We start from the raw sequence: 24,615 nt of genomic DNA, 5'->3' as shown, positions 1-24,615 counted from the left end.
CTTGAGCAATTTGAGGGCTCCGCGCCCGGCGCGCTTGCCCAAAACGAAACCAACGAATATGAAAACCAGACCCGCAGACTCTCGTTATGAATGAGGGAGCCTCGGGGGGCAGGTCACCGAGCAAGTCGCTCACGGATCTCGGTTCGTGCGGCGTCAAGGTCGATGGAACCCGCACCGGTTTTGTTGCTGTGTTCGTCAAGAGAACCCTCAATCTCAGAAACCATCTGCAACTGTTTGACGTGTTGCCGGAACAGGGCATCCCGGGTCTTTGAATCGCCCAGGGTTTCAGTGCCATCTTCCAGCGTTTTCAAAGAGGTCTGCAGAGCCTTAAAAACCCACGCATAAACCTCCCGAGCCTTGGCCAGCTTTTCAGCCGACCCAGCCGCGCCTTCAGGCGTATCTTTCGTCATGTTTGCTAAGCCAGTCTTTCTTGCTCCGCTTGCAGAGCGGAAAAGGAAAAGCGGCAAGAGTTACCTCTGCCGCTTGCCCAATTCGTCCAGCTTGAAACAGATTATACCCTAGAGCGTTCGGTAAGTCAAGAAAAAACTTATAGGTTGTGCGCCGACAACTTGCAATTCCGCACCCCGTGCAGCACACCTGCGTCGAACTGCACATTGCAATACAGTCAAAATCTGAAACTATATCCACGGCCTAAATCACGGTGATTGAAATGAAATTCGTTCTCACACTCGCGGCCGCTCTCGCTTTGCCCGCGGCCTCTTTCTCGCAAGAGTTCCAGTATCCCTATCCCGACTACGCAGAACAGATTTCTGCGCGCTACCGTACCGATATCAACGATTTCCCAAGTCTCTTGGTCGAAGCCTTCGTCCTCGCCCACGACAAACGCTTCTACGATCGCCCGGCATGGAAATCCGAGGTAACAGACCTACTCGGAAAGCAGTTCTTGCCAGCATCAAGCTCAAAGATTAACCGGCGCCTTGAGGTCATGGCGATGTCCATCGAAATCGGCAAAATCCATACTCACGAGGCGATATTGGCGGCACTACTGGATTCGATCTTCTTCGGGCATCAGTGCTATGGAGCCCACGATGCTGCGCTAGGTTTATATGGCCGTCCGCTTTCCTAAATGGAACAAAAGAACCTGCTTGAACTGGCCATACTTCCACGCCGTCCAATCAGATATTTCAACAACCCCTCCTACTTACAGGAAGCGGTCGGAAAGCTGGCATCCGATCTGGCTGAAAAAGAGGTGATCTCGAAAAGTGACCTGGAATCGATCAAAGCCGCTCCACCTAGCAGGTTCGACAACTCACTCAGGTGCAAAGAATAATGAAGTCCTTAGACCACAGGACGGATCACTCCCCCGCCCGCTCCTGCTCAATCTCGCGCCAACGCTTCACGTTTTCCTCGTGCTCCCGCAGTGTTGCGGCAAATGCATGGCCTCCGGTACCGTCAGCAACGAAGAATACGTAGTCGGTTTCAGACGGGTTGGCAGCGGCTTTGATCGCCTCCCGCCCCGGATTGGCAATTGGCGTCGGTGGCAGACCCTTGATGACATAGGTGTTATAGGGCGTCCGGCGCTCCAATTCGCTGCGCCGGATACCCCGGCCCAACACGCCTTGCCCGTTGGTGATACCATAGATCACGGTCGGGTCTGTCTGCAGGCGCATACCTTCGCGCAGGCGATTGGTAAAGACGCCCGCAACCAGCCCACGCTCTTCCGCAACGCCGGTCTCTTTCTCGACGATTGACGCCAAGATCAGCAATTCCGCCGGGCTTTGCAGCGGCACCGACGGGTCCCGTTCCTCCCAGGCATCGGCCACGATCTTCTTCTGCGCCGCCAACATCTGATCAATGATCGACTGACGCGGCATCCCTGGGCTTATAGAAAACGTGTTGGGCGCCAGCGCCCCTTCCGCCGGTAGGTCCGCGATCTCACCGTCAAGAAACGGCACCGCCTTCAGCCCCTCCACAATCTGCCACGAGGTCAGCCCCTCAGGCACTGCCACCCGCAATTCCAGCGAATCGCCATCCGCCAACAGCTCATTGACCTTCTCCTGAATGGCATCGGGTTCAAGATCAGCAAAGCTGCCGGTCTCAACCCGATCGACCAGCCGCGCGGAAAACCCGTCATTGCGCAAACGATATGTGGCCTGATACCGCGTTGACCCGCCCGATCCGGTTGTCAGCAGCTCAATCAATTCGTTGATCGAGGCCCCGGCCGGCACCTGATAGAAACCCGCCTTCATTGCCTCGGCCTTGTCCTGCCGGTTCAGCGACCATTTGAACAGGAAAGCCGACGAAATTGCGCCCTTCTCGACCAAAATGTCCGTAATGCGCCCGGCCGTTGCCCCGCCCGGAATGGTGATAAACGTCTCCTCCGCCAGCGGACCTTCTTCGGTCATCTGGCCCGTCACCCATTTCATCACGCTCATCCCGACGACAAGCGCGACGATCAGCAGCGTAATCCCGTTGGCGGCAACATGTTTGCCCATCAGAGCCCCCTCAGACGCGGCTTAGAACAATCGAGGCGTTTGTACCCCCGAATCCAAAAGAGTTCGACAAGGCCACATCGATCTGCCGCTTAACGGCAACCTTCGGCGCAAGATCCAGCGGTGTCTCCACATCCGGATTGTCGAGGTTCAGCGTCGGCGGCGCAACCTGATCCCGCAGTGCCAGAATGCAGAAAATCGCCTCGACCGAGCCTGCAGCCCCCAGCAAATGCCCAACGGCAGATTTGGTCGAGGACATGGTCGTCCCCTCAACCGCATCGCCGAGCAGCCGCGTGACAGCCCCCAGCTCAATCGTGTCCGCCATGGTCGAGGTGCCATGCGCATTGACGTAATCGACATCCGCAGCCGTCATACCAGCGCGCTCCAGCGCCATCTGCATAGAGCGATACCCGCCATCGCCGTCCGAGGCTGGTGCCGTCACGTGATAGGCATCCCCCGACAGGCCATACCCCCGCACCTCGGCATAGATTTTAGCGCCGCGCGCCTTGGCGTGCTCATAATCCTCAAGCACCACAATCCCGGCCCCCTCGCCCATGACAAACCCGTCGCGGTCCTTGTCATAGGGTCGGCTGGCCGCTGTTGGATTGTCGCGATACCCCGTCGACAACGCCTTACACGCGTTGAACCCCGCCATCCCGATTTCCGAAATCGGCGCCTCGGCCCCGCCAGCCACCATAATATCAGCGTCACCCAGCGCAATCAGCCGCGCCGCATCGCCAATGGCATGCGCGCCGGTAGAACAAGCAGTCACAACCGCATGGTTCGGCCCTTTGAACCCATATCGGATCGACACCTGGCCCGAGGCCAAATTGATCAAGGCAGACGGGATAAAGAAGGGCGACACCCGGCGCGGCCCGCGTTCTTTCAGCGTGATCGCCGTCTCGGCAATCGTGGTCAGCCCGCCGATGCCAGACCCGATCATCACCCCGGTCCGCAACTTGTCCGCCTCTGACAAATCAGCAATTCCGGCATCATCAACAGCCTGCGCCGCTGCTGCCATGCCAAACAGGATAAACTTGTCGACCTTGCGCTGCTCTTTCGGCTCCATCCAGTCATCGGCATTGAACGTGCCGTCTGACCCATCGCCCAGCGGAACTTCGCAGGCATAGTTCGTTGCCAGATGATCCGCATCAAACTGCGTAACCGTCCCTGCACCCGATTGCCCGGCAATCAGCCGCTCCCAGGTCGTCTCGACACCATTAGCCAAAGGCGTCACCGCGCCCAGTCCCGTCACCACCACACGACGCATGTTAGCACCCCGAGATTGTTGTTGTTATCCAGTAATTAGCGCATCCAGCGGCGAAGCTTCAAGCACCGGCAGTCACTCAAAAGAAAAACGGCGCCAAACAGGCGCCGTTTCCATAAGATTTCAAGGCTGGCTCAGGCCGCGCTCTTGATGAATTTGACGGCATCACCAAAGGTCTGGATGGTTTCAGCAGCGTCATCCGGGATCTCGATCCCGAACTCTTCTTCAAACGCCATCACCAGCTCTACGGTATCCAGGCTGTCAGCACCCAGATCATCGATGAACGATGCATTCTCGGTCACTTTTCCTTCGTCGACACTCAGGTGCTCGACTACGATCTTTTTTACGCGATCATCGACGTCGCTCATTCTCTGGTCCTCACAGTTTCAGCCCCTAAACGGGCCTTTGATATCAGTGCCGACACCCCGTTACAGGGGCCTTCGACGTGGTCCGTGCCTGTCCGGCAGTCATGCCCCGGGGTAAAACCCTAAAGCAGCTAACCGGCGCTATAGCACACTCTCCAGCCATGGCAAACGATCAAACCAACCGATCGCCAGGGCCATAGTGGCAGCGCTCACTTGGCGTGCGCCCGGCCAAATTGCAACCCCCGGAAATTTTTGCAGCGCAGCAGAATCTGCCTAGATCATGGCCATGCCGCCATTCACATGCAGCGTCTGACCGGTGACATATCCCGCTTCATCCGAGGCCAGATACAGCGCCGCAGCAGCTATTTCTGCGCTGGTTCCCATACGCCCGGCCGGGATCGCCCCCAGCAGCTTTTCCTTCTGCCCATCGTCCAGCTTGTCGGTCATCGCGGTGGTGATAAAGCCCGGTGCCAAACAGTTGACCGTGATGCCACGACCGGCGATTTCTTGCGCAAGCGCCTTGGACGCCCCGATGATACCTGCCTTAGACGCAGCATAGTTCACCTGACCCGGATTGCCCGTTACACCAACGATAGAGGTAATGTTAACGATCCGGCCCCAACGCGCCTTCATCATGCCGCGCACCAGCGCACGGCTTAACCGAATGGCCGAGGTCAGATTGATCTCCAGCACCTCATCCCATTCCTCATCCGACATCCGCATGAACAGGTTGTCGCGTGTGACACCGGCATTGTTAACCAGAATATCCACCGATCCCATTGCCTCGACCGCTGACTTGGCCAGACCATCCACAGCGTCGCGATCCGACAAATTGCAGGGCAGAACATGCGCCCGCTCCCCCAGTGCGGCGGCCAGCTCCTCCAGCGGTTTCGTCCGCGTACCACTCAAGCCCACCGTCGCCCCTTGCCCATGCAAAGCGCGCGCAATCTCGCCACCAATTCCACCGGACGCGCCGGTCACCAGCGCATTTTTTCCTGTCAGATCAAACATTCCTGCCCCTTTTCGGCACTAAAGCGTTTCGATGTTATGCGATGTCTCATGGTAAACGCGAAACGCATTAAGTGAAAACCAGGTCATAGACATAGGACTTGTCGCCTTTTTGTGAAACTCATACCCCCTCGGGCGGGTACGCAGGCGACTGAGAATCAAGCGGAACATCCCAAGGCCGCCCTTGCAATTCAAGGCCATCCGCCGCCCAGCACCCCCAGCCAAAACCCTCGCGATAGACAATCTGCAAATCCGGCCGGTCGCGCCGGGCATAGACGACCTGACCCGGCTTACGCTCAAAAACATAAACCAGATCATCCAGACGCCGCCGCAACTCGAACCGATCTGATCCGCTCAACTGTCAGCCAGCGCCTTCACGTCATCCGGCCCATTGATCGCAACGGTTTTCGCTTCTGGCGCAATCCGCCGGATCATTCCCGACAGCGCCTTTCCAGCCCCGACCTCGACAAATTCTGTCACCCCGTTCCCAACCATCCACAGCACGCTTTCCCGCCAGCGCACCGAGCCGGTAACCTGATCCACCAGGTAATTCCGCATCAAAGACCCGCTTTCAACAGCGTGCGCACAGACATTCGCCACAACCGGCGGGTTGGGATGTTCGATATCCACATCATCCAGCGCATTGGCCATCGCCTTTGCCGCAGGCTTCATCATGGCACAATGAAACGGCGCACTGACCGGCAGCATCAGCGCCCGCTTGGCACCCGCCTGCTTGGCCAGATCCGCGGCCCGCTCCACCGCGGCTTTGCGGCCGGAAATCACCACCTGGGCTGGGTCATTGTCATTCGCCACCTCACAAACCTCGCCACCTTCAGCGGCATTTTTAGCCACCTCACGCACAGCGGCGATATCCAGCCCGAGGATAGCCCCCATGGCCCCCTCGCCCACCGGCACAGCCTCCTGCATGGCGCGGCCGCGCACCCGTAGCAATCTTGCAGTGTCCGTCAGGCTCAGCGCCCCTGCAGCGCACAGCGCGGAATATTCGCCCAAGGAGTGCCCCGCCACAAAAGCAGCAGAGCCGACCTCAATCCCCTCGGTCTTCAAAGCCGCCATCGCCGCCAAAGAGGTCGCCATCAGCGCCGGCTGCGCATTGGCCGTCAGAGTCAGGTCTTCAATCGGCCCCTCCCAGATCAGATCAGAGAGCTTTTCCCCCAGCGCGGCATCAACCTCATCAAACACTATCTGCGCCTGCGGATAAGCCTCGGCCAGTGCCTTGCCCATACCGACCGCCTGCGCGCCCTGCCCCGGAAATACAAATGCCCGTGTCATAGAACCTCCACCCGATTGATTTCGGCCTTTTAGGCATTTGCCAGACCCGCGTCTACTGATAGTGCTTCAGTTTCTGGAATGAGCTTCAACACCTTAAAGACGCGCTGAAGGCACCACCAATGACGAAAAGAATGGCGAACACGCTCATCATCTCTGTGAGTTTACTCATTGCCGCAGTCACTTTCATCATCTTGGGAACCAACAACCAGCACTTTATGCATGATGATGCCTTCATCACCTTCCGCTATGCAAAAAACTTTGCAGACCACGGCCAGATTGTCTGGAACCTTGGCGAACGGGTTGAGGGCTATACAAACTTTCTCCATATGCTGCTTATCGCAGCCTTTCTGAAGCTCGGCTTCGCAGCAGAGTTTGCCGCACGTTTTATCAACTTTGCCGCATTGGCCGGGATCGCTGTCGTTTTTCTTGGTCCTGTACGCAGAATGACAGGCATGATCCCCGCCGTGAGCGGGCTCATCGTATCGCTGCCGACATTGCCCATGGTGCTCTGGTCGCTTGGTATGCTGGAGGCACCGCTCGTCGCATTTTTTGTTGCAGGTGCAGCAAGCTTTACTCTGCTCTCGCTAAATCGCGAAGGCCAAGATGGCTCAGGCACAGCGGTCATCGCGGGCATTTTCACGGCCTTGGCGGTCTTAACACGCCCGGATTCAGTATTGCTTGCGGCGACATCAGGAACAGCACTGCTATTTGGCACCGGGGACATCAGATCCGGGTTCCGCAAAGCCGTCCTATTTTCGTTGGCAGTCGCGATTCCAGTCATATCACATACAGCCTGGCGTTACGGATATTACGGAGACTTCCTGCCAAATACGTTTTACACAAAGGTCAGCGGAATAACGCAATCACAGGGCGAAGAGGTGTTTCTGGGTGGCATCTGGTACGTAAAACTCTTCGCGTTCCACGCCCCGTTCCCTGCCCTGCTTGTCGCACTGTCCTGTGGGTTCGCGCTGATAAAACGGCACCGCGTTTCCTCGGTGCTGTATCTGACAGGGATCGTTACGCTTTACACACTCTATATCCTCAGGGTGAATGGCGACCACATGCCAATCTCACGGCTCTTCGTGCCGATCATCCCGGTCATCGGGCTGCTGGTCGCGCTGGCAATTGAGGCAATCAGGCCGGAAATCCTGCGCAGATTTTTGCCGGTTGCCGCGTCCTTGCTCGTGGCAAGCCAACTTCTGACCGCCTACGGGCAGATCAAATTCAAAATGGATACCGCAGCGTTTGGCGGATTTATCCAAGGCCATTACATCGCCGAAAATTGGGAAAAAGGCAGCACAGTGGCGTTAAGCACTGCCGGGTCGATCCCATATTCGAACCTCGATAAAAACTTTATCGATATGCTCGGCTTAAATGACAAAACAATCGCAAGACGCGAAATCGACACCTACAGGGCATTTGGGCAAAGTTTCCCGGGCCATGCAAAAGGCGATGGGGCGTACATTTTAGACCGACGTCCGGACTATATAATAATGGTCCCCTCACTTGCCTTCGAAATTGATGAGTACTGGTTTCTAAGCGATGTAGAGTTGAACGAATCCCCTCTGTTCCATGAATGCTACAAGCACAATCTGGTATATATCAACATTCCGGAATACCTGGAACATCGTGGGGTACTTCCAGGTATGGAAGGCGTCAAAGACATCCCATTCCACTACCATGAACTGAAACAAACACCCGAATGCCAAAAGTAGCCCCCAACGTGAACTCCTGCTCTTCAAAAAACCTTGCAAACCCTGGCCACAGGCGTATAAGGCCGCTTCCTCCGGCAAGACGATGAACGCGTTGCCTCTCGTATGCGGAAACCGGAGGGTTCGATCCGCATTTTGAAGCACGCCCGAAAAAGGAAGCACAGCATGGCTCTTTACGAGCATGTCTTCATTGCGCGGCAGGACCTGTCGAACACGCAAGCCGAAGGCCTTATCGAACATTTTGGCTCAGTCCTTTCGGACAACGGCGGCAATATCGTCGATACCGAATACTGGGGCCTCAAGACCATGGCCTACAAGATCAACAAGAACCGCAAGGGCCACTACGCCTTTGTGAAGTCCGATTCCCCCTCTGACGCCGTTCAGGAGATGGAGCGCCTTATGCGTCTGCATGAAGACGTGATGCGCGTGATGACCATCAAGGTCGAAGAGCATGAGGAAGGCCCCTCTGCCGTCCTGCAGGCGAAAGCCGCTAAAGAAGAGCGCGGCCAGCGCAATGCACGCCCCCGGCGCGACGACTGAGGAAAGGATCGTAAACCATGGCAAATAAACCATTTTTCCGTCGCCGCAAAAGCTGCCCCTTCTCGGGCGATAACGCGCCCAAGATCGACTATAAGGACGTAAAGCTGCTGCAGCGCTACATCTCTGAACGCGGCAAGATTGTGCCTTCGCGGATCACCGCCGTATCCGCCAAAAAGCAGCGTGAGCTGGCCCGTGCGATCAAGCGCGCCCGCTTCCTCGCCCTGCTGCCCTATGTCGTGAAGTAAGGAGACCGATCATGGATGTCGTACTTCTCGAACGTGTCGCCAAGCTTGGTCAGATGGGGGACGTTGTCTCCGTCAAGCAAGGCTATGCACGCAACTTCCTGCTGCCCCAGGGCAAAGCCCTGCGCGCGACCGAAGCGAACCTGAAACAGTTTGAAGCGCAGCGCGCACAGCTTGAGGCCCGTAACCTCGAATCCAAGAAAGAGGCCGAGGATCTCGGTGGTCGTCTGGATGGCCAGAGCTTCATCGTGATTCGCTCTGCTTCGGATGCCGGGTCGCTCTACGGTTCGGTCAGCCCGCGTGATATCTCGGATATTGCCACCGAAGGTGGGTTTTCGATTGATCGTGGTCAGATCGTCCTGAACGCCCCGATCAAGGAACTGGGCCTGCACAATGTGTCAGTGACCCTGCACCCCGAGGTTTCGGTGTCGATCACCATCAACGTCGCCCGCTCGCAGGACGAAGCTGAACTTCAGGCCTCGGGCAAGTCTATTCAGGACCTGCAGGCCGAAGCCGACGCCGAAGCCGAGTTCGATATTGCCGAACTCTTCGACGATGTCGGATCAGCGGCTCTGGACGAGGACGAAGACATGCTCGTGCCGGGTACTGAGGATGAAAGCGCCCAGTCGGACGCAGAAGCCGAAGCACCAGCCGCTGAAGATGGCGACGAGAACGCCTAAACCTTCATAACCTATCAAGACAAAAGGCCCGCATCATGATGCGGGCCTTTTGTCTTGTCATACCGCATCCTCAATTGCAGACCGGTCCGCACCCGCAATGAGGTCGCTATCCAGAATGCGCTGGACCTCTGCGCGATCCCCTTCTGTGTTTGACTTCAACAGCTCATTGATACGTCCAGTTGCGCCTGCCGAGATTGCCCCCTGCAGAAGCCCGTCTGAGTCCTCCGCAAACCAATTGATCCCCGGAATGGACTCTCTTGCCGCAAGAGTGCTGTTCAACTCCTCCATGGCAAAGCAGCACAACAGAGCGCTACATGCGTGGGCGCAACGACAACATCAATATGGTGGTTGAACTGCGGAGCAAAGGTGGCAAGTCTCGCGAGTCGTAGAACGGTTGTGGAACACGTTGTTACACCACTGTTACACGGCACTTCCGCCAAAACTCGCTAAGTGTTTGATTTTATTGGCGGACCGAGGAGGATTCGAACCCCCGACCCCCTGATTCGTAGTCAGGTACTCTATCCAGCTGAGCTATCGGTCCGTGGAGCGTGGTATTAGACCTGCGGGCTGGGCTTTGCAACCCCTGTTTCGCAGCTGACCTCAGGCAGCCAGTCGGTCGCTGAGATCCGGCAGGGTGATGCGGAAGGTTGTTCCCTTGTCAGAGGTCTGGATAAGCTCCAGCTTGCCGTCATGGGCTTTGACAAGTTCTGCGGCAATTGCCAGGCCCAGGCCGGTTCCGCCACGTCTTGCACCGCCTTCGAAGGGACAGAAAATCTTTTCAAGGGCTTTGGGGGGCAGGCCCGGGCCGGTGTCGCTGATCAGTATTTCGTGTCCGGCATCACCGTGAACAGCCTCGATCCTGATCTCACCGCCGGTCTGGGTGTCCTCAATCGCCTGCCGGGAGTTGCGCACCAGATTGGTCAGGATGCGGAACAGCTGATCCTCATCTGCAATCAGTTCCGCGTCAGGCAGAACGCCATTTATCAAGTCAATCTCGACCTCGGTACGGCGCAGGCGGTCGCTTTCCAGAACGTCCTCGACGATCCGGGCCAGCCGGACACGCGCAAGGTCCGGGGCGGCTTCCTCGGCCTTGCCGAATGCCAGCGTACCTTCGCAGAGGTTGATGGCCCGCGACAGAGAGCCGATCAGCTTGGGCGCCGTGCGCTTTACAGTTGGGTCATTGCTGGTCTCGAACCGGTCGGCCAGCAATTGCGCAGTGGTCAGCATGTTGCGCAGATCGTGGCTGATGCGCGAAACCGCACCGCCAAGGGTTGCCAGCCTGTCCTTTTGCCGCAAGGACTGTGTGACCTGGGATTGGAGATCGGCCAATGCGGCTTCGGCTTCGTGCAGCTCATTAATCCCCGCCTTCGGCTCGATCACCGCGCCCGGGTCCTCGGGATTGTCGCGATAGGCCGTCATATGGTGAATGACCCGGCGCACCGGGCGCACGATCAGCCAGCGGACAGCAAAGAACAGGGCGGTGGCGGTGATCGCAGAGATGATCAGCGACAGCCAGAGGATGGTGCGGCCATAGTCCAGCATCGCCGCGCGCAAGGGGCCTTCCAGCAATGTTGCCTCGATCTCAACCCCGCCGGATTTTACCGGCATACCGATCACACGGATCACCCGATTGGTCGGGCCGAACACTGTGCGCAGCGCGTCCCAGATCAGGGTTGCGGCCGAGGCATTGCGCAAATCAAAGGTCTCGGAAACCGGTTGAGGCAGCGGGCTTTCGAGGATCAGCTCACGCATTAGATCACGGCGCAGCACGATATTCAGAACCTCTGCGTTGCGCAGCAATTCTGCCTCCAGCTCCGTGTCGACCATATCATCCGGTGTAGCCAGCAATGTCAGCGAGGCCACCTGGCTGAGGTCCAACCGGGCCTGCAGGTAATCAAGACGAAAGCGCGAGACCGACGGCACGAAGATCAGGATCTCGGCCAGCATGACAAAGACCACGGTCAGCGCAAGAAATCGTCCGGTCAGGCTGTTGAAAAATCGCATCTTTTTCTTTTTATACGGTCCGGATCGTTCCTAAAGGTGCCTTGGTTTCTTTGCAAGTCGCCTCAGAACCGTTGCACGAAGCGGACTATGCGATGCACCCAGTCATTCTGAAACAGGCGCGGTATATAATACTGACCTGCGGTGCGCTTGGAAATCTCGCCCAGTGTCGGATAGGGCGATACCATGCTGGCCACGGCCCCGATCTTCAGTTTGTTGGCGATCACCAGTGACCAAAGCTGGATCTGCTCTCCCGCCTGCGGCCCCGCGATAGAGGCCCCGACCACCCTGCCCTTGACCACCATGACCTTGATCAGACCCGCCTTATGGCGCTCTGCGCGCGCACGGTCGTTATCCGGGACATCAAAGCGCAACACCTCCAGCCGGTCGCCATGTTGGTCGCGGGCCGCAGCCTCGGTCAGGCCGACCTGTGCGAGTTCGGGATCGGTATAGGTTGCCCAGGGCAGATGCGCATTGGACACCTTGGCCGGCAGACCAAACAGGGCCGAGCGGAGGATAACCCCGGCGTGATACCCGGCGACATGGGTGAATTGCAGCCCGCCAGTGACATCGCCGATGGCGTAGACATGGCGGTTGCTGGTTTTCATCTGTGCATCGACCTTGATCGCGCCGCGTTCGGTATCAATGCCGGCTTTGTCGAGATCCAGCCGCTCTGTGTTCGGTTTGCGCCCAACGGCCACCAGCAGATGCGAGCCGTCAAAGCTCTGGCCGTCTTCGGTTGTGACCGATACTTTGCCAGCCTTGCTCGAAACCAGGATCACCTTGGCATTCTCGATGATTTCCAGACCCTCGCCGCGCAGGTTGTCCAGAACAATGGCCGCAAGCTCCGGGTCGTCCTTGCCAAGCGCCTTGGCCCCTTCGATCACTGTCACCTTGCAGCCAAGCCGTAGATGCGCCTGCGCAAGTTCCATACCAATCGGTCCGCCGCCAATGACCAGCAGGTGATCGGGCCGTTCGCGCAGATCGAAGACGGTCTCGTTTGTCATATAGGGCGTGTCCGCCAGCCCCGGGATCGGCGGCACAAACGGGCTGGACCCGGTGGCGATGACCACACGGCGCGCTTTGATTGTGCGGTTGCCTGCCTGCACCTCAGTCGGAGAGACAAATCGTCCGTATTCCTGAATAACTTCGACGCCGAGGCCCTCAAACCGCTCCACACTGTCATGTGGGGCAATCCCGGCGATCACCTCGGCGACATGGTCCTTGGCGCTGGCAAAATTGACCTGCGGCGTCACGGGAGCTACGCCAAAAGGGGCGCCAGTGGTCATCGCATGGGCGTGCTTGCCTGCCGCAATTAGCGCTTTGGAGGGAACACAGCCATAGTTCAGGCAATCGCCGCCCATCTTGCCCCCCTCCAACAGGGTGACACGTGCGCCCATCTGAACCGCCCCGGCGGCCGCAGACAGCCCGCCAGACCCGGCACCGATGATCAAAAGGTCCGTATCATAGGCTGCCATTTCTCCGCCCCCTTCTTGCGCAAGGTCTTCAGGATAATCGGCAGGGCGGACAAGGCACAGAGGCCCAGTATCGGTCCCAGAACCTGCCATTCAAACAGGATACCCAAATCAGGTGTACCGCCGGTTTCGAACACCTCTCCCAGACCGGCACCGACCCAAGTGTACACGATTGTACCGGGCAGGATGCCAACGAATGTCGTCCAGGCATAGGTGAACAGGCCAACCCCGAAAAATGCCGGGGCAAGATTGGCGATAAAGAACGGCACGGCGGGAACCAGACGCATCAGCAGCAGGTAAGACACCTCGTTCTCGCGCAGCCCTTTTTCGAACCGTGCGGCCATGCCACCGCCCGAGGTCTGCATTTTTTGATGCAGCGCATCGCCAAGCCCGGTTTTTGCCGCCAGAAATATCGCAATCGCGCCAAGGGTTGCTGCCACGACGATATAAAGCGCCCCGGGAAACAGCCCGAACAGGAAGCCGCCTGCCAGCGTCATGATCAGGGCACCGGGCAGTGAAAAGGCAACGACAGCAAAATAGGCCGCCATATAGCCCAAAACCACCAGAGCATAGGAGCTGTCCCGCCACGCAAGCAGCTGCTCGCGGTGTTGGGCCAGCGTTTCAAAGCTGAACACGTCGCGGAAAAAGAAGCCTGCAACGGCGATGGCCGCTATCGCGACCAGCGGCAAAAGGCGGCGAAGGGAAAGCGCCGGGGGGCGTTGGCTTTCAGACATCATTAGGGTCACCTGTCACGTTTCCCAGCCTAGATGCGGCAAAAGCCATGCCCGCGATAGCCCCCCTCACGCGGCCTTTATCACACGTGCTGTTTTGTTACATGGACCGGACACAAACCCTGCCCAGCCATCGCGCCAGCGTGAGGTTTGGCCCGATCTGTAACAGTTAGGTCCCATCAAAGGCGCACAGGCAATGCGTCTTCAGCCCCAGTTCCTGCAATTTGGCATTGCCGCCGAGTTTCGGCAGGTCGATGATAAAGGACAAGGCAACGACATCACCGCCCAGCTTTTCAATCAGCTTAACCCCGGCCTCTGCCGTGCCGCCGGTGGCCAGCAGGTCATCGACGATCAGGATCTTTTCGCCCGGTGCGATTGCATCCTCGTACAGTTCCATCACCGCCTCGCCATATTCCAGCTGATAAGCCTGCTCAATGGTCTTGCCCGGCAGCTTGCCCTTCTTGCGGATTGGCACAAAGCCGGTGGACAGCTGATGCGCCACCGCCCCGCCCAGAATAAAGCCCCGCGCCTCAAGGCCTGCGACCTTGTCAATCTGCTCGCCTGCAAAGGGCTGCACCAGTTGATCGACCGCCATGCGAAAGCCGCGCGGATGCGCGAACAGGGTCGTGACATCGCGGAACATGATGCCTTCGTGGGGGAAATCGGGAATGGTGCGGATATAATCCTTGATGCTCATCGCATGTCCTTTGGTGGGGGTTCGCCTGACAAAATCGCCTCTGCCACCGCAACGGCCTGCGCCTCGCGTTCAGCAAAAGAGCCAGAGATCAGGGTATAGGGTGCGCCGTGCCGTTCCAGTTGCGCGACGATCTTATCGAAAAACCGGCGGCGCATATCCGCGCTGCCATAATAGCGGATCGGGTCCTCCTCCCACGGGACATTGCTGTCCAGCAGAAGGTAGTGATCCGGCAACTCAATCCGCGCCTCCAGGTCGGGCAAGCGGCGCTCCAGCAGCATCTCGGCCCAGACGGCGGTCAGCAAGGCATCAGTATCTTCGAACAGGATCGGCCCGGCCAGCGGGGCCAGTGCCTTGCGATGTGCGACATGGCCATCGACAATCAGATGCAGTTCATCCGGGGTGTAAGGGCCTTTGTCGCGAAATTTCTCATAGGGGCGGCCATATTCGGGCACATAAGGTCCACCAAAACTTTGGGCCAGATAATCCGCCATGAAAGACTTGCCGGTGCTCTCGCCGCCAACCAACGTCAAGCGTTTCTGATAATAGGGGCGCACCGGGCCGGGGATATCGGCCCAATGGGCGAAGGGATCCTCACGGATATCGGCGCTGTTGGTATGAACGGCCATCCACATCGGATCAAGGATAAAATGCTGCGCGGCAATCGCCTGTGCCAGCGGTTTTATATGCGCCTCTGACCCGATCAGATAATCGGCCTGCGCCAGCCCTGACAGGATATCCGCCCATGCAGGATCGTCCGTCGGCAAAGAGGTCGCACCACAGTGATGCTTGATGACATCGGTTTGCGGGAACACCGCCCCAAGCCACGCCTGCCGCATATCCGCCGGGATCGGGTCCACGTCCGAGGTTGCCAGAACCAGCACCAGCCGATCCACCAGGTTCAGCCCGGTCCGGATCAGCGTACAATGCCCTTCATGCAGTGGCATAAAGCGGCCAAGGATGATGCCGGTGGTCATCGCGCTCCCTCGTCAAACGGGGCTGACCCTAGCGGATTTCAGCGGTGTTGCCAGCAAAAACCGGTGACCAGAGACGACCCGCCGCAGCAACCGGTGCTAAAGCACCCTTCCGGCCACCGCATCCAGCCGGGCCACAAGCTGCGCATCGCGCTTTTCCGGGGCGGTCATGATGGCGTTTTCCAAGGCCCGGTCGCAGCCATGCGGACATGGTGCGCGCTCTGCCCCCAGACGTTCTGGCAGACCGGCGATCAGCCTTTTGGCCTTGTCGGCATTGCCCGTCAACGTGGCGATGATCTCGGTCACGTCCACCTCCCCGTGATCGGGGTGCCAGCTGTCATAATCGGTGATCATCGCGACCGAGGCGTAGCAAAGCTCTGCCTCGCGGGCCAGTTTGGCCTCGGGCATATTGGTCATGCCTATGACATCACAACCCCAGCTTTCGCGGTACATCTTGCTTTCCGCCAGCGTCGAAAACTGCGGCCCCTCCATCGCCAGATAGGTGCCGCCCTTGTGGACGGTGATCCCGGCCGTGGTCCCCGCATCGGCACAGGCCGCGCCAAGCCGTGGGCAGGTGGGATGCGCGACAGAGACATGGGCAACGCAGCCGGGGCCGAAAAAGCTTTTCTCGCGCGCGAAGGTCCGGTCGATAAATTGATCGACAATGACAAAATCGCCCGGTGCCATCTCCTCGCGAAATGATCCGCAGGCCGAGACGGAGATGACATCCGTCACCCCCAGCCGCTTCAGCGCGTCGATATTCGCCCGGTAATTGACGGTCGACGGTGTCTGCACATGCCCGCGCCCATGCCGGGGCAAAAAAGCCATTGGCACCCCGTCCAACGTGCCGGTCAGAATGTCATCTGACGGTGCGCCAAACGGGCTGTCCGCCTTGGTCCACGCCGCGTCCTGCAGCCCGTCGATCTCGTAAATTCCACTGCCGCCAATGACGCCGATTTTGGTCTGCATATGTCCCTCCATTTGCGGCGACCGTAGTGCAAGATGCCTTTGGATTGGAACACCTTTTCGCGTGCTTCAGTCAAAAGTGACAGCCGCGCATCGACGAGCCTACCGCTCAGCCGGGGCGTTTCAGAGAAAACGTCTCGGTAACCGCCGCATAGTCCATATACCCCAGCCGCGACAAAGGCTTGTAGCGCAGCACCTCGAATATCCCATCGACCAGCATCGCCTCGTCGATATGAATTCCGACAACCTCCCCGATCACCATGACCGATAGCGGCGAGATCAGCGGAATGACCTGATGCAAACGGCATTCCAGTGCTGCCGGGGCCGCAGCGACGCGCGGCGCTTTGACAACCTGACACGGGGCTTTCTCAAGCCCGGCGATATCAAACTCATCCTCGCCAGCTTCATAATTGCCCGAGGTCGCATTCATCGCATCGCGCAAATCATAGGACACGATATTGCAAACAAATTCGCCGGTTTCGCGGATGATGGACACGGTGTCCTTGCCATCCTCACGATCCGCTTTGCCCCCGTTGGAACAGAGCATCACCATGGGCGGGGTGTCCGATACCGCGTTGAAAAACGAATAGGGGGCCAGATTGGCCCGCCCCTGCCCGTCCATGGTCGATATCCAGCCGATAGGACGCGGGGAAACCATCGCCTTGAACGGATTATGCGGCAGACCGTGATCATCAAGGCCGGGACGAAAGAACATGACGGCTCCTATTTGCTTTGCCGCAGAGGTAAGGCCATGCTAGGCGGGTGTCGAGAGATAAGGGACCAGAAACATGCACGCACGGCGCCGACGAGAGCAGAGCTGAAACGCCACCCTGCCCTGATCCCTTTTGCCTGGCCCACCTTATGTTCTGCATCCACCCCGAGACCGCCGCCGATTTTCACGAAGTCGAATACCTTTACGACCTTTGCTTTGCGCCCGGACGCTCTGCGTTAAGTTCGTACCGCCTGCGCGAAGGGGTCGATCCGGTGGCCGAGCTTTGTCTTGTGGCCCGCGACGATTGCGATGTGCTGGCCGGGGCAATCCGGTATTGGCCGATTGATATCGGGCCAGAGCGGCACAAGGCTTTGCTGCTTGGCCCTATTGCCGTTCATCCCACCCATCAGGGTGAGGGGCTGGGCGGGCAACTGATTGGCGAAAGTCTGGAACGGGCGGCAGCGCTTGGCTGGCAACGGGTTATTCTGGTGGGCGACGAGCCCTACTATAAACGCATGGGCTTTCGCCGCGATCTGGCACGAAACATCGACTTTCCGCCCCCAACCAATCCCGAGCGCCTGCTGGCCCGTGAACTGGTGCCGGGCAGTATGGCGAAAGTTTCGGGTCTGGTGCTCCGCAGCACATAAAAAAGGGGACGGCGAACCGTCCCCAAGTTAAACACCTTGAAACTAGCAGGCTGATCAGAAACCGATAACCAGCGCAGCGGTCAGCTTGTTATCGGTCCGCTTCAGGCCTGGCAGAGGATCAGAGTTATACTCTGTCCGGTAACCCAGACGGGTGGTCAGCGCGTCTGAAACCTTGTGCCATTGTTTTCGGCATATTCCAGCGCCACACCAAAGCTGTGGTTCCAAGGCCCGCTGCCATAGCGCAGACGTCCGCCAACCGACAGGTCATTGTTTTTGGTGTTGCCCGAAGACAGCGAATAGCTGGCCGACAGGCTACCAGACCAACCCTGCGCGAACTGGTTCGCGCCAAAGCGCTGGCTGTCATTGCTTTTGTTAAACTCGTCCTGAACATCGTCCCTGATGTCGTCGACACGATCATCAAGGTCCTGAACGCCAGTCAATTCGCCCTGTGCCAGTGCGCTGCCCGAAGACAGGGCTGCGACAACTGCCGTGGAGGCAACGATCTGAAAAATCTTCTTCATCTGTTTTCCTTTCCCAACGAGAAAACGGACCGGGATTGGTCCGAAAGCCGTCGCCCGGCAAACAGATAGGACTTGAATTGAATTAAGTGAAATTTATATTTTCAATGCTTTTAATAAGAATTAGATATTTGACTTTATTCACAACTCTGACGGCTTCCCTGCTATCGGACCCCACGATCAAACGGTGTCAGACCATCAACCAGATCCGACATGTCATCTTCAATTATTTCTGCAATTTCAGTTAGTTGATCCTTCATCATCTGCCGCATTTCAGTAGGCAGCGTGTCGTGCCATGACACCCATATTGGGTAGTGGAAGGTGGGCATGTCCGGAACCAGGTGAAGTGACCCAGCGTCAATGTAACGTTTGACGTAACGTGCGGGCAGATAAGCAGCAAATCGTCGCCGACGAATAAAGTCTGCGGTCATCGCCCCAAGCGATAATGTCAGGCCCGGATTGGTCAGTTTGGGCAAATGCAGCGCGTGTGCCTGAACAAATTCCGGCCCCCAGTCGCAAAACACATATTGTCCCGCCAGATCCTTGGGATCCGGGTTCGGCCAGGCGGCCACCATGATCAGTTCATCATCAAGCACCTTCTCAACCTCAATGCCTGGACGGACCTGCGGTGTGTATAGAAGTGCGGCCTGCAACTGCCCTTCGACCAGCAGTTTGGTCAACCTGTCCGGCATCCCCAGATCACCCCGTATACTCAGATCCGGGCGCAACTGGCGCAAACGGTCGATCCAGCCAAAGCCCAGGCGCGGCCACAAAGAGTATTGGGCCCCGATGGCAATACTCTCCGTAAAACCCTCAGGCATTGCGACCTGGTACTGTGCCTCCTGCCAAATCCGCAAAATGCTGACAGCATAGCGTTCAAACTCACGCCCTGCCGGTGTCAGCTCTGCCCCGGCTTTGGACCGCTTGAATAAAGGCCGCCCAAGTTCATCCTCAAGTCGTTGAATCCGCAGGCTGACAGCGGACTGGGTTACAAAAAGCCGGTCGGCGGCGTTGATGAAGGAACTGGTCGAGGCAACCTCAAGAAAGGTGCGGATAAGGGTTAAATCCATGGCGCATCCATAAGAAATCTAAATTTATCTATGATTTTAATTCAATTCTGATCACTTGAAAATCGCAATATGGTTCCGCGCACGAGGGTCCGCATAAGCCGCAGGTCACCTCAACACTGACCCTGGGCGTCCCAACGCGCCGTCGTGCATCTGCGGACCCTCGCACCCCGGTAAATCAGGTACTGTCGCTTTTCCCACGCCGATCAGTGCGCAAATTGGCGTAAAGGACATGGGTCCGCCACCGCCCTGCAATCTGCAGATAGCTTTGTGCAACGCCTTCATATTTGAAGCCTACCTGCTCCAGTAACGCGCGGGACGGCTTGTTTTCCGGCAGGCAGGCTGCTTCGACCCGCGACAGGTCAAGCGTGGAAAACGCGTAATCAACCACCGCCTCAACCGCCTGGCGCATATAGCCTTGGCGGACGAAGGGCTGGCCCATCCAGTATCCAACGGTCGCCGCCTGACTTGGACCGCGCCGGATATTGTCCAGCGTAATCCCACCAACCAGCGCCGCATCCTGCCGCCGGAACAGAAACAGCGGCACCGCCCTGCCCTGAGAAAGTGAGCGTTGCGCCCAAAATATCCGATTTCGAAACGCCTTCCGACCATAGTATTCGCGCGGCCGAACCGGTTCCCAGGGCGTCAGAAACGCCTCTGAGCTTTGCCGCAGGTCCATCCATTCCGGGTAATCAACCATTTGCGGCAGCCGCAACTGCAGATCAGGGGTCTCAAGAACCAGATGTGGCCGGCGGCGAAACATCATGCGGCAAAGCGGTCTCTGATCCAGGCTTGATCCGGGGCAGCGTCCACGGGTCCATAAAGGGCCAGTGCCGGGTCGGCATTGGTAAAGCTGGCTTCGGCAAAGCTGCGGACGCGGTCGCGATCAACCGCCTCAATCCGGGCAATGGTTTCCTCCAGCGACGGGACCCGGTCCCAGATGGCAACCATCCGGGCCAGCCGTTCGCATCGCGCATGGGGGCTTTCCAGCCCCATCAGCAGCCCGGCCTTCATCTGGGCGCGGGCGCGGGCGACCTCAGCCTCGTTCAGATCAGAAGCCGTGGCGCGCAATTCATCTGTCACAACCTGCGTCAGCTCACCCACCTGCTCGGCGCTGGTACCTGCATAGATTAGCAGGGAACCACTGTCAGAATAGGCCGCAGGTTGGGCAAAGATCGTATAACAAAGGCCGCGCTTTTCCCGGACCTCCTGAAACAGGCGCGATGACATCCCTCCGCCCAGCAGCCCGGCATAGACCTGAGCGGCATAGATATCTTCATCCCGATACCCCGGCGCGGACAGGGCCAACGCAAAATGCGCCTGTTCCAGATCCTTCAACTCCCGCCGCTCCCCGCCGTGGAAGGCTGCGGGCGTGGCGACCGGCGCGGGACGGGCTGTGATGCCGCCGAACAGGCCTTCGGCCAATTTTACGATCGCATCGTGATCAATATCGCCTGCCGCAGACAGGATCATGTTTTGCGGCCCGTAATACTGCGCAACAAAGCTGGTCAGATCATCCCGCGAAAAACCGCGCACCGCCTCGGCCGGGCCAAGGATCGGGCGGCCCATCGGCTGATCAGGGAAGGATACCTCCTGCAGCCAATCAAAGATGATGTCATCCGGCGTATCCAGCGATTGGCCGATTTCCTGCAGGATCACCCCGCGCTCGACCTCTATCTCGCGCGGATCAAAGGTTGAGTTCAGTAGGATATCCGCGATCACATCCAGCGCCAGCGGTACGTCCTCGCCCAGCACACGGGCGTAATAGGCTGTCATCTCACGGCTGGTATAGGCGTTGATATAGCCGCCCACATCCTCAATCGCCTCAGCGATCTGCAGCGCGTTGCGGCGTTCTGTGCCCTTAAAGGCCATATGTTCCAGAAAATGCGCGATGCCGTTCTGCGTCACCTCTTCATGGCGACCGCCGACATTGACCCAGACGCCAATTGCGGCCGAGGCGAGTGCGGGCATCCGCTCGGTCACGATGCGCAATCCGTTGGGCAGGGTGTGGGTCTGAACGCTCATGTACGGGTATCCTGGATAAAGGTTTGCAGGGCCGCCAGTTCATTTGGCAGGCGGGTGACACGCTCGGTCCGGTCAAACAGATCGGCCATATGCGGCGGTAAGGGCGGTCGAATGCCGGTGGCTTTTTCCACGGCATCAGGGAACTTCGCGGGATGCGCAGTGGCCAGCGTGATCATCGGCGTGCCGGGGGTGCTATGGGCGGCGGCCACATGCACGCCAGTGGCGGTATGGGGGCAGATCAGTTCGGTGGAGCAGGCCAGGGTCGTCTTGATGGTCTCAAGCGTCTGCGCCTCGTCACAACGGCCCGAGGCAAATTCCGCCCCGATCCGGTCCAACGCCCCTTGCGACAGGCTGAACCCGCCCGCTTTCAATTCGTCCATCAACTGCGCGACGGCAGTACCCTCGCGGTCATAGGCGTCAAAAAGCAGGCGTTCAAAGTTAGAGCTGACCTGAATATCCATCGACGGCGACATGGTCGGCGTCACGCCTTGCTTGGTATAGGCCCCGGTCGTCAGCGTCCGGTGCAGAATGTCATTCTGATTGGTGGCCACCACCAGCCGGTCCACTGGCAGACCCATACGCTTGGCCACGTATCCGGCAAAGATATCACCGAAATTGCCCGAGGGCACCGTAAAGCTGACCTTGCGCTCTGGCGCACCCAGGCTGACAGCCGAGGTGAAGAAATACACCACCTGCGCCAACACCCGCGCCCAGTTGATGGAGTTCACACCGGCCAGCCCAACCTCTTCACGGAAGGTGAAGTCGTTGAACATATCCTTCAGCCGCGCCTGACAATCGTCAAAATCCCCATCCACAGCAATGGCATGGACATTGCTTTCCACAGGCGTGGTCATCTGGCGGCGCTGCACCTCGGACACCCGACCATGCGGGTAAAGGATGAACACGTCCACCGCATCCAGCCCCCGGAACGCCTCAATCGCGGCTGACCCAGTATCGCCCGAGGTTGCCCCTACGATGGTGATACGCCGTCCGGCCCGGCTGAGCGCGGCCTGAAACAGCTGTCCGATCAGCTGCATCGCCACATCCTTGAAGGCCAGGGTTGGCCCGTGGAACAGCTCCAGCAAATGGGTATTGGCGTCCAGTTGCACCAGCGGACAGCGCGCTGCATGGGCAAAGCTGGCATAGGCCGTGTCGATCAGCCCCCGAAATTCGGCATCGGTAAAGGTATCGCCGATAAAGGGACGCATCACCTCAAACGCCACCTCTTCATAGGGACACCCGGCAAAGCCGGCGATTTGCGTCCGATCCAGAACCGGCCAGTCCGCAGGCACATAAAGCCCACCATCACGGGCCAAGCCTGTCAGCATCGCCTCTTCAAAGCTCAGCACCGGCGCTTCACCGCGCGTTGACATATACAGCAAAGGGAACGTCCTTACGTCTTGTTGCGGCGGATACGTAGGACCAAAAGCCCGGTCATGGCAAGCCAAACTGCCCCCATCAGCGCCCAGGTAATGGCGTAACTCAGATGGTTCACCTTGGCGCGCGGTGTGACCGGCATGGGTTTTGGCGATGGCGTGCCGGTTGGTTGCGAGGCAACGATCATCACCGGCTCTGTCCCCCAAACCTCTGCCATGGCCGGAACCTCCCGGGCGAACCAAAGCCCCGTCTCAAGGTCCGGGTCTGGGGTAAAGCCGTCCACCTCTCGTGGCCAATCCAAATTGCCGGTGGCTGTGACGGGACCCGTGTAGCGCGCAGCCGTCCGGTCTGCCTCTGGCACCAACCCACGATCCAGCAGGATCAGGCGGTCACCGGTTTGAAACGGAACAACGATCCGATATGCGGCCCCTCTTGGCGTGGCGGTCAGCACATGGAATTCCTTATCACCGATCACGCCCGCTGCGGTCACGCCCAGATAGCGATGGGTGTCGGGAACCGGCGTTTCAGGCAAGGCTTGCGGCGGGTCCTGCATCTGCGCCGTTATCGCAGCAATCCGGTCATTGCTGACCGCCAGCCGCCGCAATTGCCAAAGTGACAGGTTCGCCAGAACGGCAAACCCACCAAGTCCGAAGATCAAAACAAAGATATAGCGCCGCATGCAGTCGCCTTAACGGATTTCAGCGGGCGCGCCAAGGCGGGCAACGATATCCCGCAGCACCAGCGCGCCATATCGGCCATTCATGTGAACAAAATCATCCGCATCATGCGCCCGTGTGCCATCGCCCCATAGGCGCACGGAACCGGTGGTAAACTGCTCGGCAGTATATCCTGTCGCTTCGAAACTGTCCTTTGACTGCGTGACATAGACAAATCCAAGATCGCTAAGCAGGTCAGCGCGCAGTCGGTACCAGATATCAAGCTCTTCGGCCCGGGGCGGTGCATCGCCGAAAAAATTGCTGCCTGCCGTTGGCACAGGCTGCGGCGAGATGATCACCGGCATCTTGGTGTGCTTTAATATCTCTTTGGCCAATTGCAGCCCGGGAACTCGGTTCATCTGCTTTTCTACCATGGCTTTCAGCATCGCGGACGACAACCGGGTCAGGTCATGGCTCTCAACCTTCATATCCCGCAGTTTCCAATGCGGTCGGTCGGCGACCGCATGCAGAACAATGGCGGTGAAGTCACTCAACGGCAGGTCCAGATACCGACCGCCATTCACCCGCTCGCACAAGCGCGGGCGCGCGCCCTTCAGAACACCATCTTCCAGATAAATGTTATCAAAACTCTTTCCGGTTTCCCCCCAGAAGACAAACTCATAGTCAGCGTTGTCCGCCAGATCATTTAGCCCGGCCTTCAGCCCGGCGATATGACTGTTGCCGACGATGGCGACACGCCCCGGCTCTGCCAGCCGTCGCGGCTTTCGAAAGGCCTTCAGAAACTTCATTCCGCTTTATCCGCAAATGCGTCGAGGAAGATTTCCTCGCAGATCACATCGTCGACGTCGTCTTCTTCCGCCTCGTCCACCGGCTCCGATATGGGTCGGTCGATCGGTTTCAACCCAGTCGCCGCAGCGAAACTGTCCATGACAAAAGCCACACCTTCGGCGGTGACGCTGCGCCGGTTGGCGGCAAAGAACCGGCCATCCGTGCCCGGTCCGGTAATCATCTCGTAGGACGGGAAATAGTCGATATGCGCCGCCCCTGCCGCCAGCTCCCCGGCCACAGCGCGCAGCGTGACCTGCCCCCCGAAACTTCCCTCGTTCTGATGTAGAGTTTGCTCAACCTTTTGAAGGAGCAAACGAATGCGAAAGAGCCGTTTCACGGAAGTCCAAATCATTGGGATGATCAAAG

29 protein-coding genes and 1 tRNA gene are annotated in these 24,615 nt (G+C 58.4%); 6 read left to right on the top strand and 24 right to left on the bottom strand.

Annotated features, from left to right (window positions below; translation table 11 throughout):
- Positions 1-113: 113 nt before the first annotated feature.
- Positions 114-410 carry a hypothetical protein gene (locus tag ACW9UQ_RS14925; RefSeq protein ID WP_458931818.1) on the bottom strand — a complete coding sequence of 99 codons (297 nt, stop codon included), beginning with the start codon at positions 408-410 and terminating at the stop codon, positions 114-116.
- A gap of 260 nt (positions 411-670) precedes the next feature.
- Between ACW9UQ_RS14925 and ACW9UQ_RS14920 the strand changes: the two genes are divergently transcribed.
- On the top strand, positions 671-1,087 hold the full coding sequence (locus ACW9UQ_RS14920; RefSeq protein ID WP_458931817.1) for a transglycosylase domain-containing protein: 417 nt from the start codon (positions 671-673) through the stop codon (positions 1,085-1,087).
- Positions 1,088-1,316: 229 nt separating this feature from the next.
- Here the strand turns inward: ACW9UQ_RS14920 and mltG are convergent, their stop codons facing one another.
- From mltG to fabD, 6 genes are all read right to left on the bottom strand, one after another.
- Positions 1,317-2,456 (bottom strand): endolytic transglycosylase MltG, encoded by a 1,140-nt coding sequence (gene mltG, locus ACW9UQ_RS14915; protein ID WP_458931816.1) that lies wholly within the window; start codon positions 2,454-2,456, stop codon positions 1,317-1,319.
- 10 nt (positions 2,457-2,466) lie between these two features.
- Positions 2,467-3,723: a beta-ketoacyl-ACP synthase II gene (gene fabF / locus ACW9UQ_RS14910; RefSeq protein ID WP_458931815.1), complete on the bottom strand. Its 1,257-nt coding sequence runs from the start codon at positions 3,721-3,723 to the stop codon at positions 2,467-2,469.
- Between the two features lie 131 nt (positions 3,724-3,854).
- Positions 3,855-4,088, bottom strand: a complete 234-nt coding sequence (locus ACW9UQ_RS14905; protein ID WP_458931814.1) for an acyl carrier protein — start codon at positions 4,086-4,088, stop codon at positions 3,855-3,857.
- A gap of 270 nt (positions 4,089-4,358) precedes the next feature.
- On the bottom strand, positions 4,359-5,096 hold the full coding sequence (gene fabG / locus ACW9UQ_RS14900; protein WP_458931813.1) for a 3-oxoacyl-[acyl-carrier-protein] reductase: 738 nt from the start codon (positions 5,094-5,096) through the stop codon (positions 4,359-4,361).
- 118 nt (positions 5,097-5,214) lie between these two features.
- The gene (locus tag ACW9UQ_RS14895; RefSeq protein ID WP_458931812.1) at positions 5,215-5,451 is read right to left on the bottom strand and encodes a hypothetical protein; all 237 of its coding nucleotides are present in this window, start codon (positions 5,449-5,451) and stop codon (positions 5,215-5,217) included.
- Positions 5,448-6,383 (bottom strand): ACP S-malonyltransferase, encoded by a 936-nt coding sequence (gene fabD, locus ACW9UQ_RS14890; protein WP_458931811.1) that lies wholly within the window; start codon positions 6,381-6,383, stop codon positions 5,448-5,450. Before fabD ends, ACW9UQ_RS14895 begins: the two co-directional genes overlap by 4 nt.
- 131 nt (positions 6,384-6,514) lie before the next feature.
- Between fabD and ACW9UQ_RS14885 the strand changes: the two genes are divergently transcribed.
- The 4 genes from ACW9UQ_RS14885 (at position 6,515) to rplI (ending at position 9,557) form a co-directional block, all read left to right on the top strand.
- Entirely contained in the window at positions 6,515-8,098 is a 1,584-nt protein-coding gene (locus tag ACW9UQ_RS14885) for an ArnT family glycosyltransferase (protein WP_458931810.1), read from the top strand.
- Positions 8,099-8,260: 162 nt separating this feature from the next.
- Positions 8,261-8,635 carry a 30S ribosomal protein S6 gene (rpsF, locus tag ACW9UQ_RS14880; protein WP_458931809.1) on the top strand — a complete coding sequence of 125 codons (375 nt, stop codon included), beginning with the start codon at positions 8,261-8,263 and terminating at the stop codon, positions 8,633-8,635.
- A gap of 17 nt (positions 8,636-8,652) precedes the next feature.
- Complete coding sequence (rpsR, locus tag ACW9UQ_RS14875) at positions 8,653-8,880, top strand: 30S ribosomal protein S18 (protein WP_458931808.1); 228 nt, start codon at positions 8,653-8,655, stop codon at positions 8,878-8,880.
- Positions 8,881-8,891: 11 nt separating this feature from the next.
- A complete protein-coding gene (gene rplI, locus ACW9UQ_RS14870; protein WP_458931807.1) occupies positions 8,892-9,557 on the top strand; it encodes a 50S ribosomal protein L9 in 666 nt (221 codons plus the stop codon).
- 464 nt (positions 9,558-10,021) lie between these two features.
- On the opposite strand, the gene ACW9UQ_RS14865 is transcribed toward rplI, so the two are convergent.
- The 8 genes from ACW9UQ_RS14865 to ACW9UQ_RS14830 all read right to left on the bottom strand — a co-directional run bounded on the left by ACW9UQ_RS14865 (position 10,022) and on the right by ACW9UQ_RS14830 (position 17,113).
- Positions 10,022-10,098 (bottom strand) — tRNA-Arg (locus ACW9UQ_RS14865).
- Positions 10,099-10,157: 59 nt separating this feature from the next.
- Positions 10,158-11,561, bottom strand: a complete 1,404-nt coding sequence (locus ACW9UQ_RS14860) for a sensor histidine kinase (RefSeq protein WP_458931806.1) — start codon at positions 11,559-11,561, stop codon at positions 10,158-10,160.
- A 62-nt stretch (positions 11,562-11,623) separates the two neighbouring features.
- Complete coding sequence (locus tag ACW9UQ_RS14855; RefSeq protein ID WP_458931805.1) at positions 11,624-13,036, bottom strand: dihydrolipoyl dehydrogenase family protein; 1,413 nt, start codon at positions 13,034-13,036, stop codon at positions 11,624-11,626.
- Positions 13,009-13,770, bottom strand: coding sequence for a TVP38/TMEM64 family protein (locus ACW9UQ_RS14850; protein WP_458931804.1), 762 nt, complete (start codon positions 13,768-13,770; stop codon positions 13,009-13,011). Before ACW9UQ_RS14850 ends, ACW9UQ_RS14855 begins: the two co-directional genes overlap by 28 nt.
- Positions 13,771-13,933: 163 nt before the next feature.
- Positions 13,934-14,461 (bottom strand): adenine phosphoribosyltransferase, encoded by a 528-nt coding sequence (locus ACW9UQ_RS14845; protein WP_458931803.1) that lies wholly within the window; start codon positions 14,459-14,461, stop codon positions 13,934-13,936.
- Positions 14,458-15,435, bottom strand: a complete 978-nt coding sequence (locus tag ACW9UQ_RS14840) for an AAA family ATPase (RefSeq protein ID WP_458931802.1) — start codon at positions 15,433-15,435, stop codon at positions 14,458-14,460. Before ACW9UQ_RS14840 ends, ACW9UQ_RS14845 begins: the two co-directional genes overlap by 4 nt.
- Before the next feature lie 96 nt (positions 15,436-15,531).
- Entirely contained in the window at positions 15,532-16,401 is an 870-nt protein-coding gene (locus tag ACW9UQ_RS14835) for an S-methyl-5'-thioadenosine phosphorylase (protein WP_458931801.1), read from the bottom strand.
- Between the two features lie 106 nt (positions 16,402-16,507).
- Positions 16,508-17,113, bottom strand: coding sequence for a flavin reductase family protein (locus ACW9UQ_RS14830; protein ID WP_458931800.1), 606 nt, complete (start codon positions 17,111-17,113; stop codon positions 16,508-16,510).
- Positions 17,114-17,259: 146 nt separating this feature from the next.
- On the opposite strand from ACW9UQ_RS14830, the gene ACW9UQ_RS14825 reads away from it, so the two are divergent.
- Positions 17,260-17,757 (top strand): GNAT family N-acetyltransferase, encoded by a 498-nt coding sequence (locus ACW9UQ_RS14825; RefSeq protein WP_458931799.1) that lies wholly within the window; start codon positions 17,260-17,262, stop codon positions 17,755-17,757.
- Positions 17,758-17,811: 54 nt separating this feature from the next.
- On the opposite strand, the gene ACW9UQ_RS14820 is transcribed toward ACW9UQ_RS14825, so the two are convergent.
- The 9 genes from ACW9UQ_RS14820 to ACW9UQ_RS14780 form a co-directional block, all read right to left on the bottom strand.
- On the bottom strand, positions 17,812-17,982 hold the full coding sequence (locus tag ACW9UQ_RS14820; protein ID WP_458931798.1) for a DUF481 domain-containing protein: 171 nt from the start codon (positions 17,980-17,982) through the stop codon (positions 17,812-17,814).
- Positions 17,913-18,278, bottom strand: a complete 366-nt coding sequence (locus tag ACW9UQ_RS14815) for a DUF481 domain-containing protein (protein ID WP_458931797.1) — start codon at positions 18,276-18,278, stop codon at positions 17,913-17,915. The genes ACW9UQ_RS14820 and ACW9UQ_RS14815 overlap by 70 nt, the downstream gene beginning before the upstream one ends.
- Positions 18,279-18,439: 161 nt before the next feature.
- Positions 18,440-19,345, bottom strand: a complete 906-nt coding sequence (locus ACW9UQ_RS14810) for a LysR family transcriptional regulator (RefSeq protein WP_458931796.1) — start codon at positions 19,343-19,345, stop codon at positions 18,440-18,442.
- Positions 19,346-19,520: 175 nt separating this feature from the next.
- Positions 19,521-20,105, bottom strand: coding sequence for a GNAT family N-acetyltransferase (locus tag ACW9UQ_RS14805; protein ID WP_458931819.1), 585 nt, complete (start codon positions 20,103-20,105; stop codon positions 19,521-19,523).
- Entirely contained in the window at positions 20,105-21,367 is a 1,263-nt protein-coding gene (locus ACW9UQ_RS14800) for a M16 family metallopeptidase (RefSeq protein ID WP_458931795.1), read from the bottom strand. Before ACW9UQ_RS14800 ends, ACW9UQ_RS14805 begins: the two co-directional genes overlap by 1 nt.
- Positions 21,364-22,749 carry a threonine synthase gene (gene thrC, locus ACW9UQ_RS14795; RefSeq protein ID WP_458931794.1) on the bottom strand — a complete coding sequence of 462 codons (1,386 nt, stop codon included), beginning with the start codon at positions 22,747-22,749 and terminating at the stop codon, positions 21,364-21,366. The genes ACW9UQ_RS14800 and thrC overlap by 4 nt, the downstream gene beginning before the upstream one ends.
- Positions 22,750-22,760: 11 nt before the next feature.
- The gene (locus ACW9UQ_RS14790; RefSeq protein ID WP_458931793.1) at positions 22,761-23,423 is read right to left on the bottom strand and encodes an SURF1 family protein; all 663 of its coding nucleotides are present in this window, start codon (positions 23,421-23,423) and stop codon (positions 22,761-22,763) included.
- Between the two features lie 9 nt (positions 23,424-23,432).
- Complete coding sequence (locus ACW9UQ_RS14785; protein ID WP_458931792.1) at positions 23,433-24,209, bottom strand: hypothetical protein; 777 nt, start codon at positions 24,207-24,209, stop codon at positions 23,433-23,435.
- Positions 24,206-24,615 (bottom strand): GSCFA domain-containing protein (locus tag ACW9UQ_RS14780; RefSeq protein ID WP_458931791.1); only part of this gene is annotated, 410 nt, incomplete at its 5' end. The genes ACW9UQ_RS14780 and ACW9UQ_RS14785, both read right to left, overlap by 4 nt.

The sequence above is a fragment of the Halovulum sp. GXIMD14793 genome (assembly GCF_054457435.1).
The sequence above is the reverse complement of the archived record's forward strand: the minus strand, read 5'-3'. Positions and strand labels throughout refer to the sequence as shown.